Here is a 17,650-nt window from a genome sequence, read left to right as displayed (position 1 = left end):
GAAATTGGCTTCGTTTCGTGCTTCTCTTGCGTTGTGCGATCTGCCAATTTCAGAAGAAATTGTCACTGCCTTTCGAAACGTATCCGTAGTGGGTCGCGTCTACCAAAGCTTGGGTCGCCTTAATCGCGTTCCCTTGCGAAACGTACCCGTAGCGGGGCGCGTCTACCAAAGCTTGGGTCGCCTTGGTCGCGTTCCCTCGCGAAACGTACCCGTAGTGGGTCGCGTCTACTGAAGCTTGGGTCATCCTGGTCGCGTTTCTTGCGGAACGTGGCCCTAGGTGATCAGGCTCGGTAGGTAGGTGGCTGTTTCGGGGAAAGCGATCATGAGGAGGATGAGGGCGAATTCGATGGCGAGGTATGGGGCGATGCCTCGGAAGATCTCGGCCAGGTCGAGTTCGGGGACTACCGACTTCATCGTGTAGAGGTTCAGGCCCACCGGTGGGGTGATCACCGCCATCTCCAGGTTGACCACCAGCAGGACGCCGAACCACAGCGGGTCGAAGCCGAGTTCCTCGATCGCCGGTGCCAGGATCGGGGTGACCACCAGCAGCAGCGAGGCGGCGTCGACCAGGCAGCCCAGCAACAGCAGCACGACCATGATGCCGATCAGCACCACGTAGGGGTGCACGTCGAGGCCGACGACGAAGTCGGTGAGCGTCTCGGGAACCCGCGCCACGACGAGCGTCTGGGTGAACACGAACGCCGAGCCGACGATCGCCAGCATCGCCGCCGAGACCGTCGCGGTGGAGGCGAAGATGAGCTTGAGGTTGGTCCACCCCAGCTTCCGGTACACCACGCCGGTCATGGCCAGCGCCAGCAGCGCTCCGATCGCCGCGGCCTCGGTGGGCGTGGCGAACCCGGTGTAGATCGATCCCAGCACCAGCGCGATGAGCACCAGCGCCGGGCTGATCTTGCCGAGCGCGACCCAGCGCTCGCGCCACCCGAAGCTCTCCCCGTCGCGCGGCGCGCTGTTCGGATCGAGCTTCGCCCGCACCACGACGTAGCCGATCATGAGCGCCGCGAGCAGCAGGCCGGGCACGATGCCGCCGGCGAACAGCGACGCGACGCTCTCCCCGGTCACCGAGGCGTAGAGGATGAACATCAGGCTCGGCGGGATGAGCATCGCCAGCGCCCCGGACGCGGCCACCGATCCCGCGGCGAAACCGGGTTTGTAGCCGCGGGAGAGCATCTCGGGCACGGCCATCCGCCCGATCAGCGCCACCGAGGAGATGCTGACCCCGGACATCGCGCCGAACAGCGTCGAGGACGCGATCGCCGAGGCCCCGAGCCCGCCGGGCACGCGGGTGAACCAGCGGTGCGCGGCCCCGAAGAGGTCCCGGCCGAGCCCGGTGACGGCCAGCGCCTCGCCGAGCAGGATGTAGAGCGGCGCGGCGACCAGCGCGTACTCCTGCAGCTGGGCGCCCATCGCCAGCGGCACGAGCTTGAGCCCGTCGAACCCGGACAGGCACAGCAGACCGGCGATGCCGGAGACCGACAGGGCGATGAAGATCGGCGTGCGCGCGGCGATGAGCACCAGCAGCAGCACGACCGCCAGCGCCACGACCAGGCCGTGGGAGAGGATCACGCGGGGTCTCCGTCCTCGGTGTCGGGGGCGCCGGCGGTGGTCGCGGCGAGTTCGGGTTCGGCGTGCGGCGGGAACAGCAGCGCCACGACGAGCAGCAGCGCCCCGGAGATCCCGAGGATCGCATCCGGTATCCACAGCGGGACGTTGAACGTCCCGGACCCGGTGAGCCCGTGCCCGTAGGACACCGCCGCGGCGTGAAAACCGGTGGCGGCCAGCACGATTCCCAGCAGCGCGGCGGCCGCGGCGGTCACCGCGTCGGCGATCCGGCGCAGCCCGGGCGGCAGCGCGCGGTGCACCAGGTCCATCGAGATGTGGTGGCCGGTGGCGTATAGGTGCGGGATCGCCAGCACGGTCACGGCCAGCACGGCGCTGGAGTTGAGCGGGTAGGCCCAGTCGGTGGGCGCGCGGAAGGCGTAGCGGGCGATGACGTCGTAGCTGATCGTCAGCATCATCAGCCCGACGGTGAGCATCGCCAGCGCCGCCATCGACCGGGTGCCGATGAGCGCGAGGCGTCGGAGGTGGTTGAGCATGCTGGCTCCTCAGGCGTCGCGGATCAGCTCGAGGGCCCGCTGCGCGGCGGCCGGATCGCCCAGCAGGGAGCTCCAGCGCCGGTGCACGGCGGACACGGCGTCGCGGAAGGGGCGCAGCTGCGCCTCGTCGAGTTCGATCAGCTCCACACCGGCGTCGCGCACGGCGGGCAGGTACTTGGTGCGGTGGACGTCGAGGAGGGTGGCGGTGCCGTCGTGGAAGAGCACGCGCCCGGCCTCGTCGAGGGCGCGCTGCTGGTGCGGCGGCAGCGCGGCGTAGAAGTCCTGGCGGCAGTAGGCGTCGACGGTGTAGGCGCCGAAGTGGGCGGCGGTGCCGTAGCGCAGGATCTCGTGCAGGTCGCGGGAGACGACGGTGCCGAGGTAGCTCATCATCCCGTCGATCGTGCCGCGCTCCAGCGCCTGGTAGAGCTCGGCGGAGCCGAGGAAGACCGGTGCGCCGCCGAGGGCTTTGACGGTTTCGCCCTCGATCTCGCCCGCCACCCGCAGCCGCAGTCCGCGCACGTCCTCGGGCGTGCGGATGGGTTTGTCGATGGTCCAGAGGTATTCGAACCCGGTGGCCATGCCGCCGAGCATCCGCATGTTCTGGCCGGTCAGCCGCTCGTTGATCAGCGCCGAGACCGGGCTGGTGGGGTCGCAGGCGCGCAGGTAGCGGTCGAAGTGCTCGGTGGTGAAGGGAAGTTCGAGCGAGCCGAGGATCGGGAAGCTCGACGAGACGTAGGAGCTGGTCTGCAGGACCACGTCGGCGACGCCGTTGAGCAGGCCGGGCACGAGTTGTTCGGCGCCGAGCAGCTGCCCGGAGGGGAACACGTCGAAGTCGAACCCGCCGAGACCGCGTGCGGTGTCGAGGAATCGCTCGACGCCCGGGTAGAGGTCGTCGTAGGAGGTGGTGAGGTAGGTGGCGGCGACCGGCCGGTGGGCGCCGGGCGCACAGCCGGTGAGGGCGAGCGCGCCGAGCCCGCCGGCCGCGGCGAGGAAGTTCCGCCTGGGCATCGCGTTGTTCGAGCGACGCGGGGGTGGTGCTGAGATCCCCTGGTCGTTCACCGGCGAACTCCCTTCACGCTTGAGCCGCGGAAGGTTCGCACCGCGAACGGCCGTTCGCCAAGTTGATCTTCCCGCTGAGCGGAAGGATCATACCCGGGAGGTCAGGCCGGTGGCGTGGTGTAGCGCGTGACGAGGTCCTGCCAGGCGGCGTCGAGCCGGTCCAGCGGGAAGCCGCGCTGGGTGACGAGGTGGTGCAGCAGCGGCGTGTCGATGGAGGCCAGCAGCGTCTCGGCGGCGAGTTCGACGTCGGCGGCGGCCTCGGTCTGCCGCAGCAGGATCGCCAGGTGTGCGCGGCGCAGCCCGCGCGCGGGCACCTGGCAGCGACGTTCCACCGGCGGCTGGGCGGCCAGGTAGAGCTCGATGTGGTCGAGCTCGTGGCGCATCACGGCCGGGCCGAAGGCGCGCAGCCGTTCCAGGGCGGGTGCTTCGGGGCCGAGGGGCGGCGGGCCGGACAGGAAGGCGTGCTGGAGCCGCTGCTCCTCGTGGTCGAGCAGGGCGAGCAGCAGGCCGTTGCGGTCGCCGAAGCGCCGGAACACGGTGCCCTTGCCGACCTCGGCCTCGGCGGCGACGGCGTCCATGGTGAGGTTGGCCGCGCCGCAGCGGGCGGCCAGGCGGGCGGCGGCGTCGAGCAGCTTGGCGCGGTTGCGCGCGGCGTCGGCGCGCGGCTTGCGGCCCGCGTCGACGGGCGTGACCTCGAACTCGGCGGGCCCGGCCAGGGCGTCACCGGTCGGCCCGATGCCGGGGATGCCACCACTCATGCGCACAGCGTAACGCCTCCCACACCGAACTGGACCCCGGTCCGCTTCGGTGGTAGAAATGCAATCGGACCACGGTCCGCTTGTTCCTCACCATACTCCTCACCTGGAGAGATACCAATGTCCGTCAAGATCCTCGCGCTCGTCGGCAGCCTCCGTTCCGGTTCGCACAACCGCCAGCTCGCCGAGGCCGCCCGCACCCTCGCTCCCGGTGACGTCGAGATCGAGATCTTCGACGGTCTCGGCGACCTGCCCTTCTACAACGAGGACATCGACACCGAGGCCGACGTGCCCGCGCCCGCCACCAAGCTGCGCGACGCCGCCAACGCCGCCGACGCGTTCCTGCTGTTCGCGCCGGAGTACAACGGCACCATCCCGGCCGTGCTCAAGAACGCCATCGACTGGCTGTCCCGCCCGTTCGGCGCCGGCGCTCTGTCGGGCAAGCCCACCGCCGTGATCGGCACCGCCTTCGGCCAGTACGGCGGCGTCTGGGCGCAGGACGAGACCCGCAAGTCCGCCGGCATCGCCGGTGCCTCGATCGTCGACGAGGTCAAGCTGAGCATCCCCGGCTCGATGACCCGCTTCGCCGAGACCCACCCGGCCGACGACCCCGAGGTCGCCGAGCAGCTGACCGCGGCGCTGGGCAAGCTCCAGGCCAACATCAGCGCGTGAGCCCCACCGGCGGCGGCGCGGAGGAGAGGGCCGTACCGCCGCCGGTGTCCCCGGCGTTAACGTTGCTGCGTGGCTGGAACGAACTGGGCGAAGAACCTCACCTACCGGGCGCAGCGGCTGCACCGCCCGAGCAGCGTCGACGAGGTGCGGCGGATCGTCGCCGGATCCGAGCGGGTCAAGGTGCTGGGATCGCGGCACTGCTTCAACGACATCGCCGACACCCCCGGCGACCACCTCTCCCTCGACGCCCTTCCGGCCGAGGTCGAGATCGACGGTGACGTGGTGTGGGTGCCCGGCGGGATGCGCTACGGCGAGCTCGCCGCTCAGCTGGCCGACTCCGGCCTGGCGCTGCACAACATGGCCTCGCTGCCGCACATCACCGTCGTCGGGGCGACCGCCACCGGCACCCACGGTTCGGGCGTGGGCAACCCGTCGCTGAGCGCGGCGGTGGCCGGGCTCGACGTGGTGCGCGCCGACGGCGAGCTCGTGCGGCTGCGGCCCAGTGACCCGGACTTCCCCGGTTCCGTGGTGCACCTGGGCGCGCTGGGCGTGGTGACCCGCATCGGCCTGCGCGTGCAGCCGACCTTCGACGTGGCCACGACCGTGCACCTGGGGCTGGGCTGGGATGCGCTGCTGGGCGAGTTCGAGGCGGTCACCTCCGCGGCCTACAGCGTCAGCGTGTTCACCGACTTCGACGAGGTCATCCAGGTGTGGGCGAAGGCCCGCGTCGGCGACGAGCGCCGCGAGGACCTCTTCGGCGCCCACCCCGCCGAGGCGCCCACGCACATGCTGCGCGACACCGGCATCGACAACCTCACCGAGCAGCTGGGCGTCGCGGGCCCGTGGCACGACCGGTTGCCGCACTTCAAGGCCGGTTTCACCCCGAGCAACGGCGACGAGCTGCAGAGCGAGTACTTCGTGCCCGCCGAGCACGGGGGCGCCGCGCTGGCGGCGTTGCGGCCGCTGGCCGACAAGATGGCGCCGCTGCTGCAGATCAGCGAGGTCCGCACGATCGCCGCCGACGAGTTGTGGCTGAGCCCGGCACACGGCGCGGACTCGGTGGCCTTCCACTTCACCTGGCTGCCGCAGCAGGCGGCGGTGGAGGCGCTGCTGCCCGACATCGAGGCGGCCCTGGAGCCCTTCGGCGGCCGTCCGCACTGGGGCAAGCTGTTCACCACCGAACCGGCCGACCTGGACCTGCTGTACCCGAAGCTGGCCGATTTCCGGTCGCTGGCGCGGCGTTTCGACCCGGACGGCAAGTTCACCAACGACTTCCTCGCGCGCACGATCGGGCTCTGATGGCCGCGCGGCGCGGCAGGCCGTGCGGGCCGACCGGCCCGGTGGTGCGCCGCGCGCTGCAGCTGCTCGACGCGTTCTCCGCCGAGCGCACGGCGATGACGCTGAGCGAACTGGCCCGCCACACGGGCCTGCCCGCCTCGACGACGTACCGGATGCTGGGCGATCTGGTCGAGTGGGGCGCTCTGGAGCGCGGCGAGGACGGCGCCTACCGGATCGGGCTGCGCCTGTGGGAGCTCGGGTCGCTGGCCCCGCGCGGTCTCGGTCTGCGGGAGCTGGCGCTGCCGACGATGGAAGATCTCTCGGCGGTGACCAGGGAGAACGTGCAGCTGGCGATCCGCGAGGGCACCGAGGTGGTGTTCGTCGAGCGGATCGCGGGCAGCGGTGCCGTGCCGGTGCGCACCCGGGTGGGCGGCCGGTTCGCGATGACCGCCACGGGTGTGGGTCTGGTGCTGCTCGCGCACGCACCGGCCGAGGTGCAGGCCGAGGTGCTCGGCGGGGAGATCCCGCGCTTCACCGACCACACCGTGACCGATCCGGTGGTGCTGCGGCGGATGCTGGCCGAGACGCGGGCCTGCGGTTTCGCGGTGAGCGACCGGCAGGTCACCGCCGACGCGCTGTCGGTGGCGGCGCCGGTGATCGACCCGCGCGGCGAGGTGGCGGCCGCGGTGTCGCTGGTGGTGCGGCACGGCACCGCCACCCCGCACTCGCTGAGCGCGCTGGTGCGCGCGAGCGCCCGGGCGATCTCACGAGCCCTGGGCTGATTTACGGTTTTCAGGTTTACTGTCAAGATCAACAGGATTTAGTGTGGGCGACGACCTCGTCGTGACAGGAGCCCCACCATCGACACCACCTGCCTGACCCGCGAGAACCTCGAGCACCGCGTCGAGTGGACGCCCGGCGGGATGCGGGCGCTGTGCCGTTGCGGTGCCGAGCGCGAGTTCACCTCGGCGGCGCCGATGTGGGACTGGCTGCTGGCCCACCCCCACCTGCGCGATCAGGGCACGATCGAGTCCACGTAGCCGCCGTCGACGCGGACCGCGGCGCCGGTGGTCGCCGAGGCCAGCGGGGAGGCCAGGTAGACGACCATGTTGGCGATCTCCTCGGGTTCGATGAGCCGCTGCAGCAGCGACTGCGGCCGGTGCTCGCGCATGAACTGCCGCTGCGCCTGGTCCCAGGGCAGCGAGGAGTCGACCATCTCGTAGACGAACTTCTCGACGCCGCCGGTGTGGGTGGGTCCGGCGATCACCGAGTTGACCGTCACCCCGGTTCCGGCGGCTTCCTTGGCGAACCCGCGCGAGGCGGCCAGCAGGGCGGTCTTGGACATGCCGTAGTGGATCATCTCGGCGGGGATGACCACGGCGGAGTCGCTGGCGATGTACTGGATGCGGCCCCAGCCCCGCTCGACCATGCCGGGCAGGTAGGCGCGGGTGAGGCGCAGTCCGGCGAGCACGTTGACCTCGAAGTAGCGGCGCCAGTCGTCGTCGGTGATCTCCATGGCCGGCTGGGCGCCGAAGATGCCGAGGTTGTTGACCAGCACGTCGACCTGCGGCAGCGCTTCCAGCAGTCCGGCCGTGCCGTCCTCGGTGGTCACGTCGGCGGCCGCGGTGATCACCTCGGCGCCGGGCACGTCCTGCCGGATCTGCCGCACGGCCTCCTCGGCCCGCTCGGCGGTGCGCCCGTTGATCGCCACCCGCGCTCCGGCGCGGGCCAGGCCCTGCGCGATGGAGTAGCCGATTCCCTGCGTGGAGCCGGTGACGAGAGCGGTGCGTCCGGAAAGATCTAGCTGCATGCCGCGAGGATATGCCGCGTCCCGCTCCCCCGCCGCGCCGCGGGGGCACCGCCCCACCGGGTGCCGGATTCGACGCTTTCGCGACGCAACGCGCTCTTTCGCTCTGGGGTGGGGAACGTTTTCATGAAAACTTCCCCCACCCACCACAACCGGGTGATCCCGTGATCACCTGGAGTGGCACCCGCGTGGTGTCGGGTTCCGCCTACCCGTTCCAGTCGACGAGTTGGACGATGACGCCGTTGGGGTCGCGGACCTGGAAGGCGCGTTCGCCCCACTCCTCGGCCGTGAGCGGCATGGTGATCGCGACGCCTTCGCCTTCCAGGCGGGCGAGTTCGCCCTCCAGGTCGTCGACCACGAAGGCCAGGATCAGGCCGCGCGCGTGGTCGTCGCGCTGGTCGGCGGGCAACGACTCCAGGCCGCGACGCAGGAACACCACGTTGATCCCGGCGTCGTCCCTGGTCAGCGAGGCGAATCCGTCGGCGGCCATGTCCTCGCGAAACCCGAAGTGCTCCACCAGGAACGCGCTGGACGCGGCCACGTCCTCGACGGTGAGCGACACCGCCGTCGCGTTGATCTTCATGCCCTCCCCCATCTCCCTCGACGCCCCCTGCGTCGTCTACTGTACGGAGCTCAGAGGTGGTGGTGAGGTGGTCGAGCGGACCGGCGCCGGAGACCCCGGTCGCACGCTGCAGCTGCTGTGGCGGCACAAGCTCGGTGAGCCCTCGGCGCAGCGCGGACCGCGCAAGAGCCTGAGCATCGATCAGATCGTGGACGCCGCGATCGCGCTCGCCGATTCCGACGGGCTGGCGGCGGTGACGATGCGGCGGCTCGCCGACAGCCTCGGGGTTTCGGCGATGTCGATGTACACCTACGTGCCCGGCAAGGCCGAGCTGCTGGACCTCATGCTGGACCGCCTGTTCCAGCGGATGCCGCGGGTGCCGCTGGAGGGATTGCCGTGGCGGGAGCGGGTGACGCTGGTCGCCGCGCAGAACCGCGAGCTCTACCGCGAGCACCCGTGGGCGATGCGGGTGTCGACGAACCGCCTGCCGCTGGGGCCCGGTCTGATCGCCAAGTTCGAGCACGAGGTGGGCGCGTTCCTCGGTCTCGGCCTCGACGACGTGCACCTGGAGAAGGCGCTGACGCTGGTGCTGGACTTCGTGCAGGCCACGACGCGGACCGAGGTCGAGGCGCAGGCCGCGCAGCGCGACAGCGCCACCACCGACGAGCAGTGGTGGCGCGCCAACGAGACGCTGCTGGCCGAGGTCTTCGACCCCGCCGAGTACCCCAACACCTTCCGCGTCAGCGAATCCGCCGGCGCCGAACGCCTCGCCGCCCAGAACGCCGACCACAACTACGAGTTCGGCCTGCAGCGCATCCTCGACGGGCTCGCCGCCCTGATCGAGGGCTAGAGGTCGCGGTCGAGCTCTCCCGTGATGTCCAGGGGGATCAGCGGGACGGGTCCTGCGGTGTCGGCGGGCGCTGCGGGGGCGTAGGCGAAGTTCTTGGCGCGGGCGCCGCCGTCGACGACAAGGTCGCAGCCGGTGATCAGCCGCGCGTAGTCCGAGCACAGCCAGGCGACGGCGTGGCCGATGTCGGTGGGCGTGCCGGTGGTGCCCATCGGGACCAGGGGCGCCCGCTCCCCCGTCCAGCGCGACGGCCTGCGCCACGGTTCGTCGCCGGTCTCGCCGCCGATGCCGTGGGCGCGCGGGCGGTCCAGCACGCCACCGGGCCCGCGTTCGGCGATCAGGGCCGGGTTGTCGGGGGTGGGTGCGGTGGGGGTGAAGCCGTTGACGCGGATGCCGTAGGGCGCGAGGTCCATCGCGGCGGCGCGCACGAAGTTGTTCACGCCGCCCTTGTGGAACGCGTAGGCGATGACCCCGGCGGTGCCGGACCAGCCGTTGGAGGAGGAGATCGCGACGATGGAGCCGCGGATGCCGTTCTCGGCCATGTGCCTGCCGACGTGCTGGGTGTTGAGGAAGTTGCCGAGCCCGGCGACCTCCACGGCGCGCTGGAAGAACTCGGCGCTCTCGTCGAGGACGCCCTTGCCGCCGAGCAGGGCGGCGTTGTTGACGAGGATGTCGATGTGCCCGAAGCGCTCGACGACGGTGTCGATGTAGCCGGTGACCTGCTGTTCGTCGGTGACGTCGCCGGGGATGGCCAGGGCGGTGCCGCCGTTGCGCTCGATGCGCTCGACGCAGGCCTGCGCGGCGGCGGGGTCGATGTCGTTGCAGGCGACGGTCGCGCCGTAGCGGGCCAGCGCCAGGGCGATGCCGCTGCCGATGTTGGGTCCGGCTCCGGTGACGATCGCGACCTTGCCCTCGAGTGAGATCTCCACGTGCGCTCCTAGTCCTCGCCGGGATAGATCAGGGTGATGTCGTCCTCGGGAATCCCCAGGGCCTGTTGCAGCACGCCGCGCATGAGGGGTTTGGGCACGAGGCAGTCCTCGCAGGCCTCGGGACCCGCGGTGATCCGCACCCGCACTCCCGCGTCGGTGTCGGTGACGGCGAGGTCGTAGTCGTCGGCGGCCAGGGTGCCGCGCAGCTGCTCCAGGGCGGTGTCGTCGATGCTCACAGCGCACCTCCGGGGAAGTGGCACGCCACCCGGTGGCCGGGGGCGCGTTCGCGGAGCACGGGTTGTTCGCGCTCGCAGCGGTCCTCGGCCTTCGGGCAGCGGGTGCGGAACCGGCAGCCGGTGGGCGGTTCCAGCGGGGACGGGGGTTCGCCGCTCAGCGGGGCCGAGCGGCCTTCGGCCCGGCCCGCTCCGGGGGCGAGTTCGGGGATGGAGGCCAGCAGCGCGGCGGTGTAGGGGTGTTGCGGGTGCGCGTAGAGCTCGTCGGCGGGGCCGATCTCGGCGAACTGCCCGAGGTGCATGACCGCGACCCGGTCGCTGACCTGCTTGACCAGGGCGAGGTCGTGCGAGATGAACAGGTAGGACAACCCGAGTTCGCGGCGCAGCTGCTCGAAGAGGTTGAGCACCTGTGCCTGCACCAGGACGTCCAATGAGGACGCCGCTTCGTCGCAGATCACCAGGGCGGGGTTGAGCGCGATGGCGCGGGCGATGGCGACCCGCTGGCACTGCCCGCCGGACAGCTCCCGGGGTCGCCGGCGGCCGTGGGCGGCGGGGTCGAGGCCGACGAGGTCGAGGAGTTCCCCGACGCGCTTGCGGCGGTGCTCGGCTCCGCGCACGCCGTAGCCGAGGAGGGGTTCTTCGACGAGGTCGGTGACGCGCCAGCGCGGGTTGAGCGAGCCGAACGGGTCCTGGAACACCAGCTGCATCTCGCGGCGGGCCTCCACCAGCGCGCGTCGGCGCAGCGTCGTCAGGTCGGTGCCCTGGAACAGCACCTCGCCCGACCTGGGGCGCGGGGATTGCAGGATCGATCTGGCCAATGTGGACTTCCCGGACCCGGTTTCACCTACCACGCCGAGGGTTTCGCCCGGGTGCAGGTCGAAGGACACGTCGGAGACGGCGTGCACGGTGCCGCCCTTGATTCCCCCGGCTCCCCGGGAGGTGAACTGCTGGACGAGGTGGCGGACCCGCAGCAGCGGTTCGCCGGTGCGGTTCGGGTCTCGCGCGGTGCGTTCCTGGACTGCGGTCATGCGCTCGCCTCCTCGACCGGGTGCCAGCAGGCCCACCAGTGGCCGGGTTCGTGCTCGTCGAGCGGTGGTTCCTGGGCGCACCGCTCGGTCGCCGAGGGGCAGCGCGGCCGGAACGGGCAGCCCTCCGGCAGGGCGCTCAGATCCGGTGGCTGGCCGGGGATGACGGGCAGCAGCGCGTGCGCTTCGCGCTCCAGCGTCGGGATCGCGCCGAGCAGCGCGCGGGTGTAGGGCATCCGGACGTGCTCGAAGAGCTCGGCGGTGGCCGCGTGCTCGACGGCTCGTCCCGCGTACATGACCACGACGTCCTGGGCGTAGGAGGCGGCGAGCCCGAGGTCGTGGCTGATCAGGATGACCGCCATGTTCAGCCGTCGTTGCAGGTCCAGCAGCAGGTCCATGATCTGGGCCTGGGTGGTGACGTCGAGGGAGGTGGTGGCCTCGTCGGCGATGAGCAGCCGGGGTTCGGCGCCGAGCGCGATGGCGATCATGACCCGCTGCCGCATCCCTCCGGAGAGCTGGTGCGGGTATTCGTGGAAGCGCTGCTCGGGCGCGGCGAGCCGCACCAGCCGCAGCAGTTCCACGGCCCGCTCGCGGGCGGCGGCGCGGTCGAGGTCGCGGTGGGCGCGGATGGCTTCGGTGATCTGGTCGCCGACGCGCATGGTGGGGTTGAGCGAGCGGGCCGGGTCCTGGAACACCACGGCGATGTCGGCGCCCCGGTGCCGGCGCATCTCCTTGTCCGGCAGGCCGACGAGCTCCACGCCGTCGAGGCGGGCCGAGCCGGTCACCGTCGCGGTGGGCGGCAGCAGGCCCAGCAGGGCGCGGACGCCGACGCTCTTGCCGGAGCCGGATTCGCCGACGATCGCCAGCATCCGGCCCGGTGCCAGCCGGTAGGACAGCCCGTTGACGGCGTGCACCTGCCTGCCGCGGTGCCGGAACCGCACGCGCAGGTCCGAGACCTCCAGCAGCGGCGTGGTTTCCACGACGGGGGTGCGGGTGGCGCGTTCGATGCTCATTCGCCGCTCCAGCGGGATCGCAGGGATTCGCCGAGCAGGTTGAACGCCAGCACGGTCGCGAACAGCGCCAGGCACGGCCACACCACCAGCATCGGGGTGGCCGACAGGCTCTGCTGGCCTTGGGCGATCATGTTGCCCCAGCTCGGTTCGGGCGCCTGGATGCCGAGACCGAGGAAGCTCAGGGCGCCTTCGATGACGATGATCAGCCCCATGCCCAGCATCGCGAAGGTGACCAGCTGCGGCAGCACGTTCGGCGCGATGTGCCGCAGCAGGATCCGCCACGACGGCGTGCCGCACAGCTCCGCGGCGGCCATGCACGGCTGTTCCCGCAGTCGCAGGGTCGCGGCGCGGGACAGCCGGGCGAAGGCGGGGACGCTGAAGAACGCCAGCGCCAGGATCGTGTTGGTCCGGCTGGGGCCGAGGCTTTGGGCGACGGCGAGGATCAGCACCAGCGACGGGAACGCGATGAGCACGTCCAGCAGCCGCATGATGATCGTGTCGCCGATCCCGCCGAGGTAACCGGACAGAGCGCCGAGGGCACCTCCGGCGAGCAGGCCGAGGGCGTTGACCGACACCGCCACGGTCAGCGACGACCGACCGCCGTGCAGGACGCGGGAGAGGATGTCGTTGCCGTTGGGGTCGGTTCCCAGCGGGTTGCCGGGCGTGAACGACGGCAGGTAGGACTCCAGGACGCTGCCGCCGGTGGGTGGCGGCACGGGAAGCACGAGCGGGCCCAGGAAGCAGGCGCCGATCATGAGCGCCGCCAGGGCGGCCGGGGCGACGATCGGCAGGGAACGCGTCCAGGACGGCGGGTCAGCGACTGCCATAGCGGATCCTCGGGTCGAGCACGGCGTAGAGCAGGTCGGCCAGCAGGTTGGCGGCGACGGTGACGACGGCGAACAGCACGACGCAGGCCTGCACGACCACGTAGTCGCGGGTGTTGATGGCCTGCAGCAGCAGCTGCCCGAGCCCGGGCAGCGCGAAGATCTGCTCGATGATGACGGTGGAGCCGATCAGCGTGCCGAGGTTGAGGCCGACGACGGTGATCAGGCCGAACGCGGAGTTGCGGAAGGCGTGCAGCAGCAGGACCCGCCACGGTCCGATCCCCTTGGCGCGGGCGGTGGTGATGTAGTCCTCGCCCTGGAGCTGGTCGACGAGGTCGCCGCGCAGGAACCGGGTGTACAGGCACAGCAGCGGGATGCCGAGTCCGAGCGCGGGCAGCACGAACGAGTGCAGGTTGCCGCCGATGCTCTCCGACATCGGGACGAAGCCGATCGCGGGGAACACCGTCATGTTCACCGCGAACGCCAGCACCAGCAGCAGCGCGAGCACGTAGTTGGCCACCGACAGGCCGGTGATGCTCAGCAGCATGCTGAGCCGGTCGAACCAGCCGTGCGGGCGAATCGCGGCCAGCAGCGCCAGGGGGATCGCCAGGGCGAGGGAGAACAGGAACGCCAGGGCGAGCAGTTCGGCGCTGACCGCGAGGTGCTCGCCCAGCAGCCCGGTGACGGGCTGGCCGCTGACCAGCGAGGTCCCGAGGTCACCGGTGACGGCGGCGCCGAGCCACTGCAGGTAGCGCACGGGCGCGGGCCGGTCGAGTCCGAGCTGCTGCTCCAGGGCCCGGATCTGCTCGGGGGTCGCTTCGGCGCCGAGCAGCTGCTGCGCGGCTCCGCCGGGGATGAGGGTGAGCACCCAGAACGCCAGGACGCTGACGCCGAGCAGGATCGGCACGGCCATCAGCAGCCGCTTGCCGATCAGCCGCAGGCTCGGTGACCCGGCGAGCCCGTCCGGTGCGGGCCGGGTGGTAACGGCGGCGGTCACCGCTGCTCCCTCCAGACCTCGTCCCAGAGCACCCCGCTGTTGACCAGCATCGGCGGGATCTTGGTGGTCAGTCCGGGTCCGTGGACGCCGGCGACGGCGAGGTTGGCGGGCGCGAAGGCCAATCCGAAGGGGGCGTAGGCGTGGTCACTGATGTGCTCGGCGGCCCGGGTGTAGAGCGCGTCGCGCTGGGCGGGGTCGGCGGTGGCGGCGGCGTCGTTGAGCAGCCCGTCCAGCTCGGGGTCGGACACGCCGCTGAACGGCGAGGTGGAGTTGAAGCGGAATCCCACGCCCACCCCGGCCGCCGGGTCCCAGGCCCCGGCGGTCTGCAGCATCGCCTGCCACTTCCCGGAGTTGAACTGCTGGACCAATGTGGACAGTTCGTACTTGTGGACGGTGACCTCGATCCCGGCCTGCCGCCACTGGGTCTGCAACGCGGTCATGACCTGCTCGGCGACGTAGTTGCCGAGGGTGCCGAGTTCGACGCGCAGCCCGCCCAGCTCGGTGACCAGCTGCCGCGCGCGGGCCGGGTCGTGCGGCGGGTAGCCGGCGACCTTCTCGTGGTGGAACAGCCCGCCCTGCCCGGTGAAGGACTGGCTGACCGGGTACTGGCCGCGGAACAGGCCCTGCGAGATGGCCTGGAAGTCGGTGGCGGCGTAGATGGCGTCGCGGGCGCGCTTGTCGTCGAACGGGGCGGCGGCGGTGTTGAGCTGCACGACGTAGGGCGAGGTCGGCGGCTGGGCGGTGACGGCGAGTTTCCCGCTCTGCCGCGCGGTGTCGAGCAGCGGTGTGGTGGTCAGGCCCTCGTAGGCCTGGGCCTGCCCGGCCAGCAGCGCCTGGTAGGCGGGCTGGTCGCCGCCGATGGACTTGAAGGTGAGCTTGTCGAGGTAGGGCAGCCCGGGTTCGAAGTAGTGCGGGTTGCGGCGCAGGACGAGTTCGGAGGAGAGCTTGTTGGATTCCACGACGAACGGGCCCGCGCCCACCGGGGTGATCTTGAAGGCCTCCTCCCCCAGCTTCCGCAGGGCGGTGGGCGAGGCGATCCAGTTGGCGTTGGAGGTGGGCATGCTGTTGACGGCCGCGCCGTAGGGGCGGGTGAAGTGCAGCGACACGACGCGCGGGTTCTCCACGGTGATGCCGTTGTCGGCCAGCGGCCAGGTGGGGCGGCAGGTGCACGGCGAGCTCATCGCCCGGCGCAGGTTGAACGCGACCGCCTCGGCGTCCATCGGGGTGCCGTCGGAGAACCGCAGGCCCTCGCGCAGCGTGATGCGCACGGTCCGGTCGCCGTCGAGGAGCTCGTAGCTCTCGGCCTGGTGCGGGACGACCTCGGCGCCGCTGCCGTCGTCGCGGGCGCGCAGCTGGAACAGGCCGCCGTAGACGGCGAACATCTGGGAGATGTTGGCGCCGCCGGTGGTGTTGGTGGCCGGGTCGAGCCCGGTCGGCCAGCCGCCGCCGAAGCTCGCGTCGGCGAGCACGGTGAGCTCGCCGCCGCGCTGCGGCGGTCCGGAGGGGCGGGTGTCGACGGCTCCGCTGCTGCCGCAGGCGGCCAGCATCAGTGTCAGCGCGGCTCCGGCCAGGGCTTTCGCTCTCGGTAGCGGTCGTCCTCTGCTCATCACGTCAGCACTCCCGCTTCGGGTCGCGAACCGGCGCGGGAGCACTCGTTCGACGGCGCCGCTGCCGATCCGTGGTGGGGTGGGCGCCGCGAACGCGGGGGTTCCCAAGGGGTTCCGCCCCGGCGCCGCCGTGACCGCGCTCACCTTCTCGCCGCTCCAGACTCACCAACGCGCCCGATGCGGTGCACTGCGCTTTCGCGGGGCGAAAGGGAAGTTGGGGGTCCCGTTGTGTGGGGGTGGGGACAGTTTTCATGAAAACTGTCCCCACCCCCGAAGGCCGCAACGGGCCTACGTCGTTTGTCCCGAACTCGGTGCGCCGATGCGGCCGAGCCGGCCGAAAGCGGTCCGCCTCCCTTGTGGCCCCGCCGCCGAGGTGGCAAGACTGGGGACGGAGCTGGCGACGTTGACAAAGGGGTCGGCGGATGACCGTGTTACCGGACGTGGAGTCGACGACAGGAGATCCCGGCGAGCGCAGACCGACGGCCGCGGGCAAGGTGCTCGCGGTGCTCGACGCGTTCGGCCCCCGGCACCGCACCTTGTCGCTGAGCGAGATCTCGCGCCGCGCGGGACTGACGCTGCCGACGGCGCACCGGCTGGTCCGCGAGCTGCTGGCCTGGGGCGCGCTGGAACGCGACGACGACGGCCGCTACTCGGTGGGCCTGCGGCTCCTGGAACTCTCAGCCCTCGCCCCGCGCGGCCTGGAACTGCGCGAAGCCGCGTTCCCGCACCTGCAAGACCTGCACCAGATCACCCGCGGCAACGTGCACCTGGGCGTGCGCGACGGCGTCGAAGTCGTCTACGTGGAGGCCATCCGCGCCCGCGTCCGCAACCCGGTCTCCAGCCGCACCGGCGACCGCTGGCCCATGCACGTCACCGGCACCGGCCTGGTCCTGCTGGCCTTCGCCGACTCGGAGTTGCAGGAAGAGGTCCTGGCCGCCCCGCTGGAACGCTTCACGCCCCTGACGGTGGTCGACCCGGCCGAACTCCGCCGCAAACTCGCCCACATCCGCCAGACCGGCGTCGCAGTCGCCCGAGGCCAGATCACCACACCGGACATGGTGGTGGCGGTCCCGGTCCACAGCCCCCGAGGCGAAGTCATCGCCGCCATCAGCGTCGTGGTCGAAACAGCCCAAGCCCGCCCCAGAGAACTCACAGCCCTCCTCACCCAAGCCTCCCGCTCCATCACCCGAACCCTCGACCCCACCCGACGCCTCCCCCTACGCCCAGCCCCGAAGCACTGAACGCCCGAGGTACCGACCGGGCTAACGCTACCCAAGAACGCGCACAAGGAACGCGATCAAGGCGACCCAAGCTTCAGCAAACGCGACCCACTACGGGTACGTTTCAAGAGGAACGCAACTAAAACGACCCAAGCTTTGGTAGACGCGACCCACTACGGGTACGTTTCGCAAGGGAACGCGATCAAGGCGACCCAAGCTTTGGTAGAGGCGACCCACTACGGATACGTTTCGAAAGGCAGTGACAATTTCTTCTGAAATTGGCGAACCGCACAACGTAAGAAAAGCACAAAACGAAGCCAATTTCAGGAGAAATTGTCACTCCGTACGCAAGCAGCTCGACCCCGCGGAGCGCTCCTGAAGAACCCCGTGGGGGTGGTGACAGTTTTCATGAAAACTGTTCGACCCCAACGGAGTCTCTGCGGGGAGGACTCCAGGGCTCTCGAGGTGGTTGAGCTGGGGTTTTGGGGTTCCGTCCTGTGGGTGGAGTGACAGTTTTCATGAAAACTGTCCCGACCCCCACGGGGTCGCCTTGGGGGCGCTTCGCGGGGTGCTTTGCGTGGGTGCGGAGGGGCAATTTCTCCTGAAATTTGCTTCGTTTTGTGCTTTTCTTACGTTGTGCGGTTCGCCAATTTCAGAAGAAATTGCCCCTGCCTTGCGAAACGTATCCGTAGTGGGTCGCGTTTACCA

Annotated in this window: 18 protein-coding genes; 5 read left to right on the top strand and 13 right to left on the bottom strand. The window is 70.7% G+C overall.

Features of this window, described 5'->3' with window-relative positions; translation table 11 throughout:
- Positions 1-273: 273 nt before the first annotated feature.
- The 4 genes from BM424_RS16570 to BM424_RS16555 form a co-directional block, all read right to left on the bottom strand.
- Positions 274-1,584 carry a TRAP transporter large permease gene (locus BM424_RS16570; RefSeq protein WP_217649736.1) on the bottom strand — a complete coding sequence of 437 codons (1,311 nt, stop codon included), beginning with the start codon at positions 1,582-1,584 and terminating at the stop codon, positions 274-276.
- Positions 1,581-2,114, bottom strand: a complete 534-nt coding sequence (locus BM424_RS16565) for a TRAP transporter small permease (RefSeq protein ID WP_093418689.1) — start codon at positions 2,112-2,114, stop codon at positions 1,581-1,583. Before BM424_RS16565 ends, BM424_RS16570 begins: the two co-directional genes overlap by 4 nt.
- Positions 2,115-2,123: 9 nt before the next feature.
- Positions 2,124-3,122 (bottom strand): TRAP transporter substrate-binding protein, encoded by a 999-nt coding sequence (locus BM424_RS16560; protein ID WP_093418686.1) that lies wholly within the window; start codon positions 3,120-3,122, stop codon positions 2,124-2,126.
- Positions 3,123-3,274: 152 nt separating this feature from the next.
- Positions 3,275-3,931 carry a TetR/AcrR family transcriptional regulator gene (locus BM424_RS16555; protein ID WP_093418683.1) on the bottom strand — a complete coding sequence of 219 codons (657 nt, stop codon included), beginning with the start codon at positions 3,929-3,931 and terminating at the stop codon, positions 3,275-3,277.
- Between the two features lie 117 nt (positions 3,932-4,048).
- On the opposite strand from BM424_RS16555, the gene BM424_RS16550 reads away from it, so the two are divergent.
- From BM424_RS16550 to BM424_RS16540, 3 genes are all read left to right on the top strand, one after another.
- The gene (locus BM424_RS16550; protein ID WP_093418680.1) at positions 4,049-4,600 is read left to right on the top strand and encodes an NAD(P)H-dependent oxidoreductase; all 552 of its coding nucleotides are present in this window, start codon (positions 4,049-4,051) and stop codon (positions 4,598-4,600) included.
- Positions 4,601-4,669: 69 nt separating this feature from the next.
- On the top strand, positions 4,670-5,899 hold the full coding sequence (locus BM424_RS16545) for a D-arabinono-1,4-lactone oxidase (RefSeq protein ID WP_093418677.1): 1,230 nt from the start codon (positions 4,670-4,672) through the stop codon (positions 5,897-5,899).
- A complete protein-coding gene (locus BM424_RS16540; RefSeq protein ID WP_093418674.1) occupies positions 5,899-6,660 on the top strand; it encodes an IclR family transcriptional regulator in 762 nt (253 codons plus the stop codon). Before BM424_RS16545 ends, BM424_RS16540 begins: the two co-directional genes overlap by 1 nt.
- 233 nt (positions 6,661-6,893) lie before the next feature.
- On the opposite strand, the gene BM424_RS16535 is transcribed toward BM424_RS16540, so the two are convergent.
- The gene (locus BM424_RS16535) at positions 6,894-7,688 is read right to left on the bottom strand and encodes an SDR family NAD(P)-dependent oxidoreductase (RefSeq protein ID WP_093418671.1); all 795 of its coding nucleotides are present in this window, start codon (positions 7,686-7,688) and stop codon (positions 6,894-6,896) included.
- Positions 7,689-7,890: 202 nt separating this feature from the next.
- A complete protein-coding gene (locus tag BM424_RS16530) occupies positions 7,891-8,268 on the bottom strand; it encodes a VOC family protein (RefSeq protein ID WP_093419278.1) in 378 nt (125 codons plus the stop codon).
- 67 nt (positions 8,269-8,335) lie between these two features.
- Here BM424_RS16530 and BM424_RS16525 point away from each other — a divergent pair, with 67 nt between their 5' ends.
- Complete coding sequence (locus BM424_RS16525; RefSeq protein ID WP_217649735.1) at positions 8,336-9,097, top strand: TetR/AcrR family transcriptional regulator; 762 nt, start codon at positions 8,336-8,338, stop codon at positions 9,095-9,097.
- Here the strand turns inward: BM424_RS16525 and BM424_RS16520 are convergent.
- The 7 genes from BM424_RS16520 to BM424_RS16490 are packed head-to-tail and all read right to left on the bottom strand — an operon-like array spanning position 9,094 to position 15,722.
- Positions 9,094-10,023 carry an SDR family NAD(P)-dependent oxidoreductase gene (locus tag BM424_RS16520; RefSeq protein ID WP_093418664.1) on the bottom strand — a complete coding sequence of 310 codons (930 nt, stop codon included), beginning with the start codon at positions 10,021-10,023 and terminating at the stop codon, positions 9,094-9,096. The genes BM424_RS16525 and BM424_RS16520 overlap by 4 nt on opposite strands.
- 8 nt (positions 10,024-10,031) lie before the next feature.
- The gene (locus BM424_RS16515) at positions 10,032-10,259 is read right to left on the bottom strand and encodes a hypothetical protein (RefSeq protein ID WP_245775898.1); all 228 of its coding nucleotides are present in this window, start codon (positions 10,257-10,259) and stop codon (positions 10,032-10,034) included.
- Positions 10,256-11,284, bottom strand: coding sequence for an ABC transporter ATP-binding protein (locus BM424_RS16510; RefSeq protein ID WP_093418662.1), 1,029 nt, complete (start codon positions 11,282-11,284; stop codon positions 10,256-10,258). The genes BM424_RS16515 and BM424_RS16510 overlap by 4 nt, the downstream gene beginning before the upstream one ends.
- Positions 11,281-12,294, bottom strand: a complete 1,014-nt coding sequence (locus tag BM424_RS16505) for an ABC transporter ATP-binding protein (RefSeq protein WP_093418659.1) — start codon at positions 12,292-12,294, stop codon at positions 11,281-11,283. Before BM424_RS16505 ends, BM424_RS16510 begins: the two co-directional genes overlap by 4 nt.
- Positions 12,291-13,121: an ABC transporter permease gene (locus BM424_RS16500; RefSeq protein ID WP_093418657.1), complete on the bottom strand. Its 831-nt coding sequence runs from the start codon at positions 13,119-13,121 to the stop codon at positions 12,291-12,293. Before BM424_RS16500 ends, BM424_RS16505 begins: the two co-directional genes overlap by 4 nt.
- Positions 13,108-14,115 carry an ABC transporter permease gene (locus tag BM424_RS16495; RefSeq protein WP_245775897.1) on the bottom strand — a complete coding sequence of 336 codons (1,008 nt, stop codon included), beginning with the start codon at positions 14,113-14,115 and terminating at the stop codon, positions 13,108-13,110. The genes BM424_RS16500 and BM424_RS16495 overlap by 14 nt, the downstream gene beginning before the upstream one ends.
- Complete coding sequence (locus tag BM424_RS16490) at positions 14,112-15,722, bottom strand: ABC transporter substrate-binding protein (protein WP_093418654.1); 1,611 nt, start codon at positions 15,720-15,722, stop codon at positions 14,112-14,114. The genes BM424_RS16495 and BM424_RS16490 overlap by 4 nt, the downstream gene beginning before the upstream one ends.
- Before the next feature lie 422 nt (positions 15,723-16,144).
- Between BM424_RS16490 and BM424_RS16485 the strand changes: the two genes are divergently transcribed.
- Positions 16,145-16,963: an IclR family transcriptional regulator gene (locus BM424_RS16485; protein WP_093418651.1), complete on the top strand. Its 819-nt coding sequence runs from the start codon at positions 16,145-16,147 to the stop codon at positions 16,961-16,963.
- The last annotated feature ends 687 nt before the right edge of the window (positions 16,964-17,650 follow it).

Origin of the sequence: Saccharopolyspora flava (assembly GCF_900116135.1) — a bacterium.
Lineage (GTDB): Bacteria > Actinomycetota > Actinomycetes > Mycobacteriales > Pseudonocardiaceae > Saccharopolyspora > Saccharopolyspora flava.
Note: the sequence above shows the minus strand (reverse complement) of the source record. Positions and strands in the feature narration are given on the sequence as shown.

Bases quoted from the DNA above. Each gene is read 5' to 3' on its own strand.
- BM424_RS16565 (WP_093418689.1), bottom strand. From the start codon at position 2,114: ATGCTCAACCACCTCCGACGCCTCGCGCTCATCGGCACCCGGTCGATG.
- BM424_RS16560 (WP_093418686.1), bottom strand. From the start codon at position 3,122: ATGCCCAGGCGGAACTTCCTCGCCGCGGCCGGCGGGCTCGGCGCGCTC.
- BM424_RS16555 (WP_093418683.1), bottom strand. From the start codon at position 3,931: ATGAGTGGTGGCATCCCCGGCATCGGGCCGACCGGTGACGCCCTGGCC.
- BM424_RS16550 (WP_093418680.1), top strand. From the start codon at position 4,049: ATGTCCGTCAAGATCCTCGCGCTCGTCGGCAGCCTCCGTTCCGGTTCG.
- BM424_RS16540 (WP_093418674.1), top strand. From the start codon at position 5,899: ATGGCCGCGCGGCGCGGCAGGCCGTGCGGGCCGACCGGCCCGGTGGTG.
- BM424_RS16535 (WP_093418671.1), bottom strand. From the start codon at position 7,688: ATGCAGCTAGATCTTTCCGGACGCACCGCTCTCGTCACCGGCTCCACG.
- BM424_RS16530 (WP_093419278.1), bottom strand. From the start codon at position 8,268: ATGAAGATCAACGCGACGGCGGTGTCGCTCACCGTCGAGGACGTGGCC.
- BM424_RS16510 (WP_093418662.1), bottom strand. From the start codon at position 11,284: ATGACCGCAGTCCAGGAACGCACCGCGCGAGACCCGAACCGCACCGGC.
- BM424_RS16505 (WP_093418659.1), bottom strand. From the start codon at position 12,294: ATGAGCATCGAACGCGCCACCCGCACCCCCGTCGTGGAAACCACGCCG.
- BM424_RS16500 (WP_093418657.1), bottom strand. From the start codon at position 13,121: ATGGCAGTCGCTGACCCGCCGTCCTGGACGCGTTCCCTGCCGATCGTC.
- BM424_RS16490 (WP_093418654.1), bottom strand. From the start codon at position 15,722: ATGAGCAGAGGACGACCGCTACCGAGAGCGAAAGCCCTGGCCGGAGCC.
- BM424_RS16485 (WP_093418651.1), top strand. From the start codon at position 16,145: ATGACCGTGTTACCGGACGTGGAGTCGACGACAGGAGATCCCGGCGAG.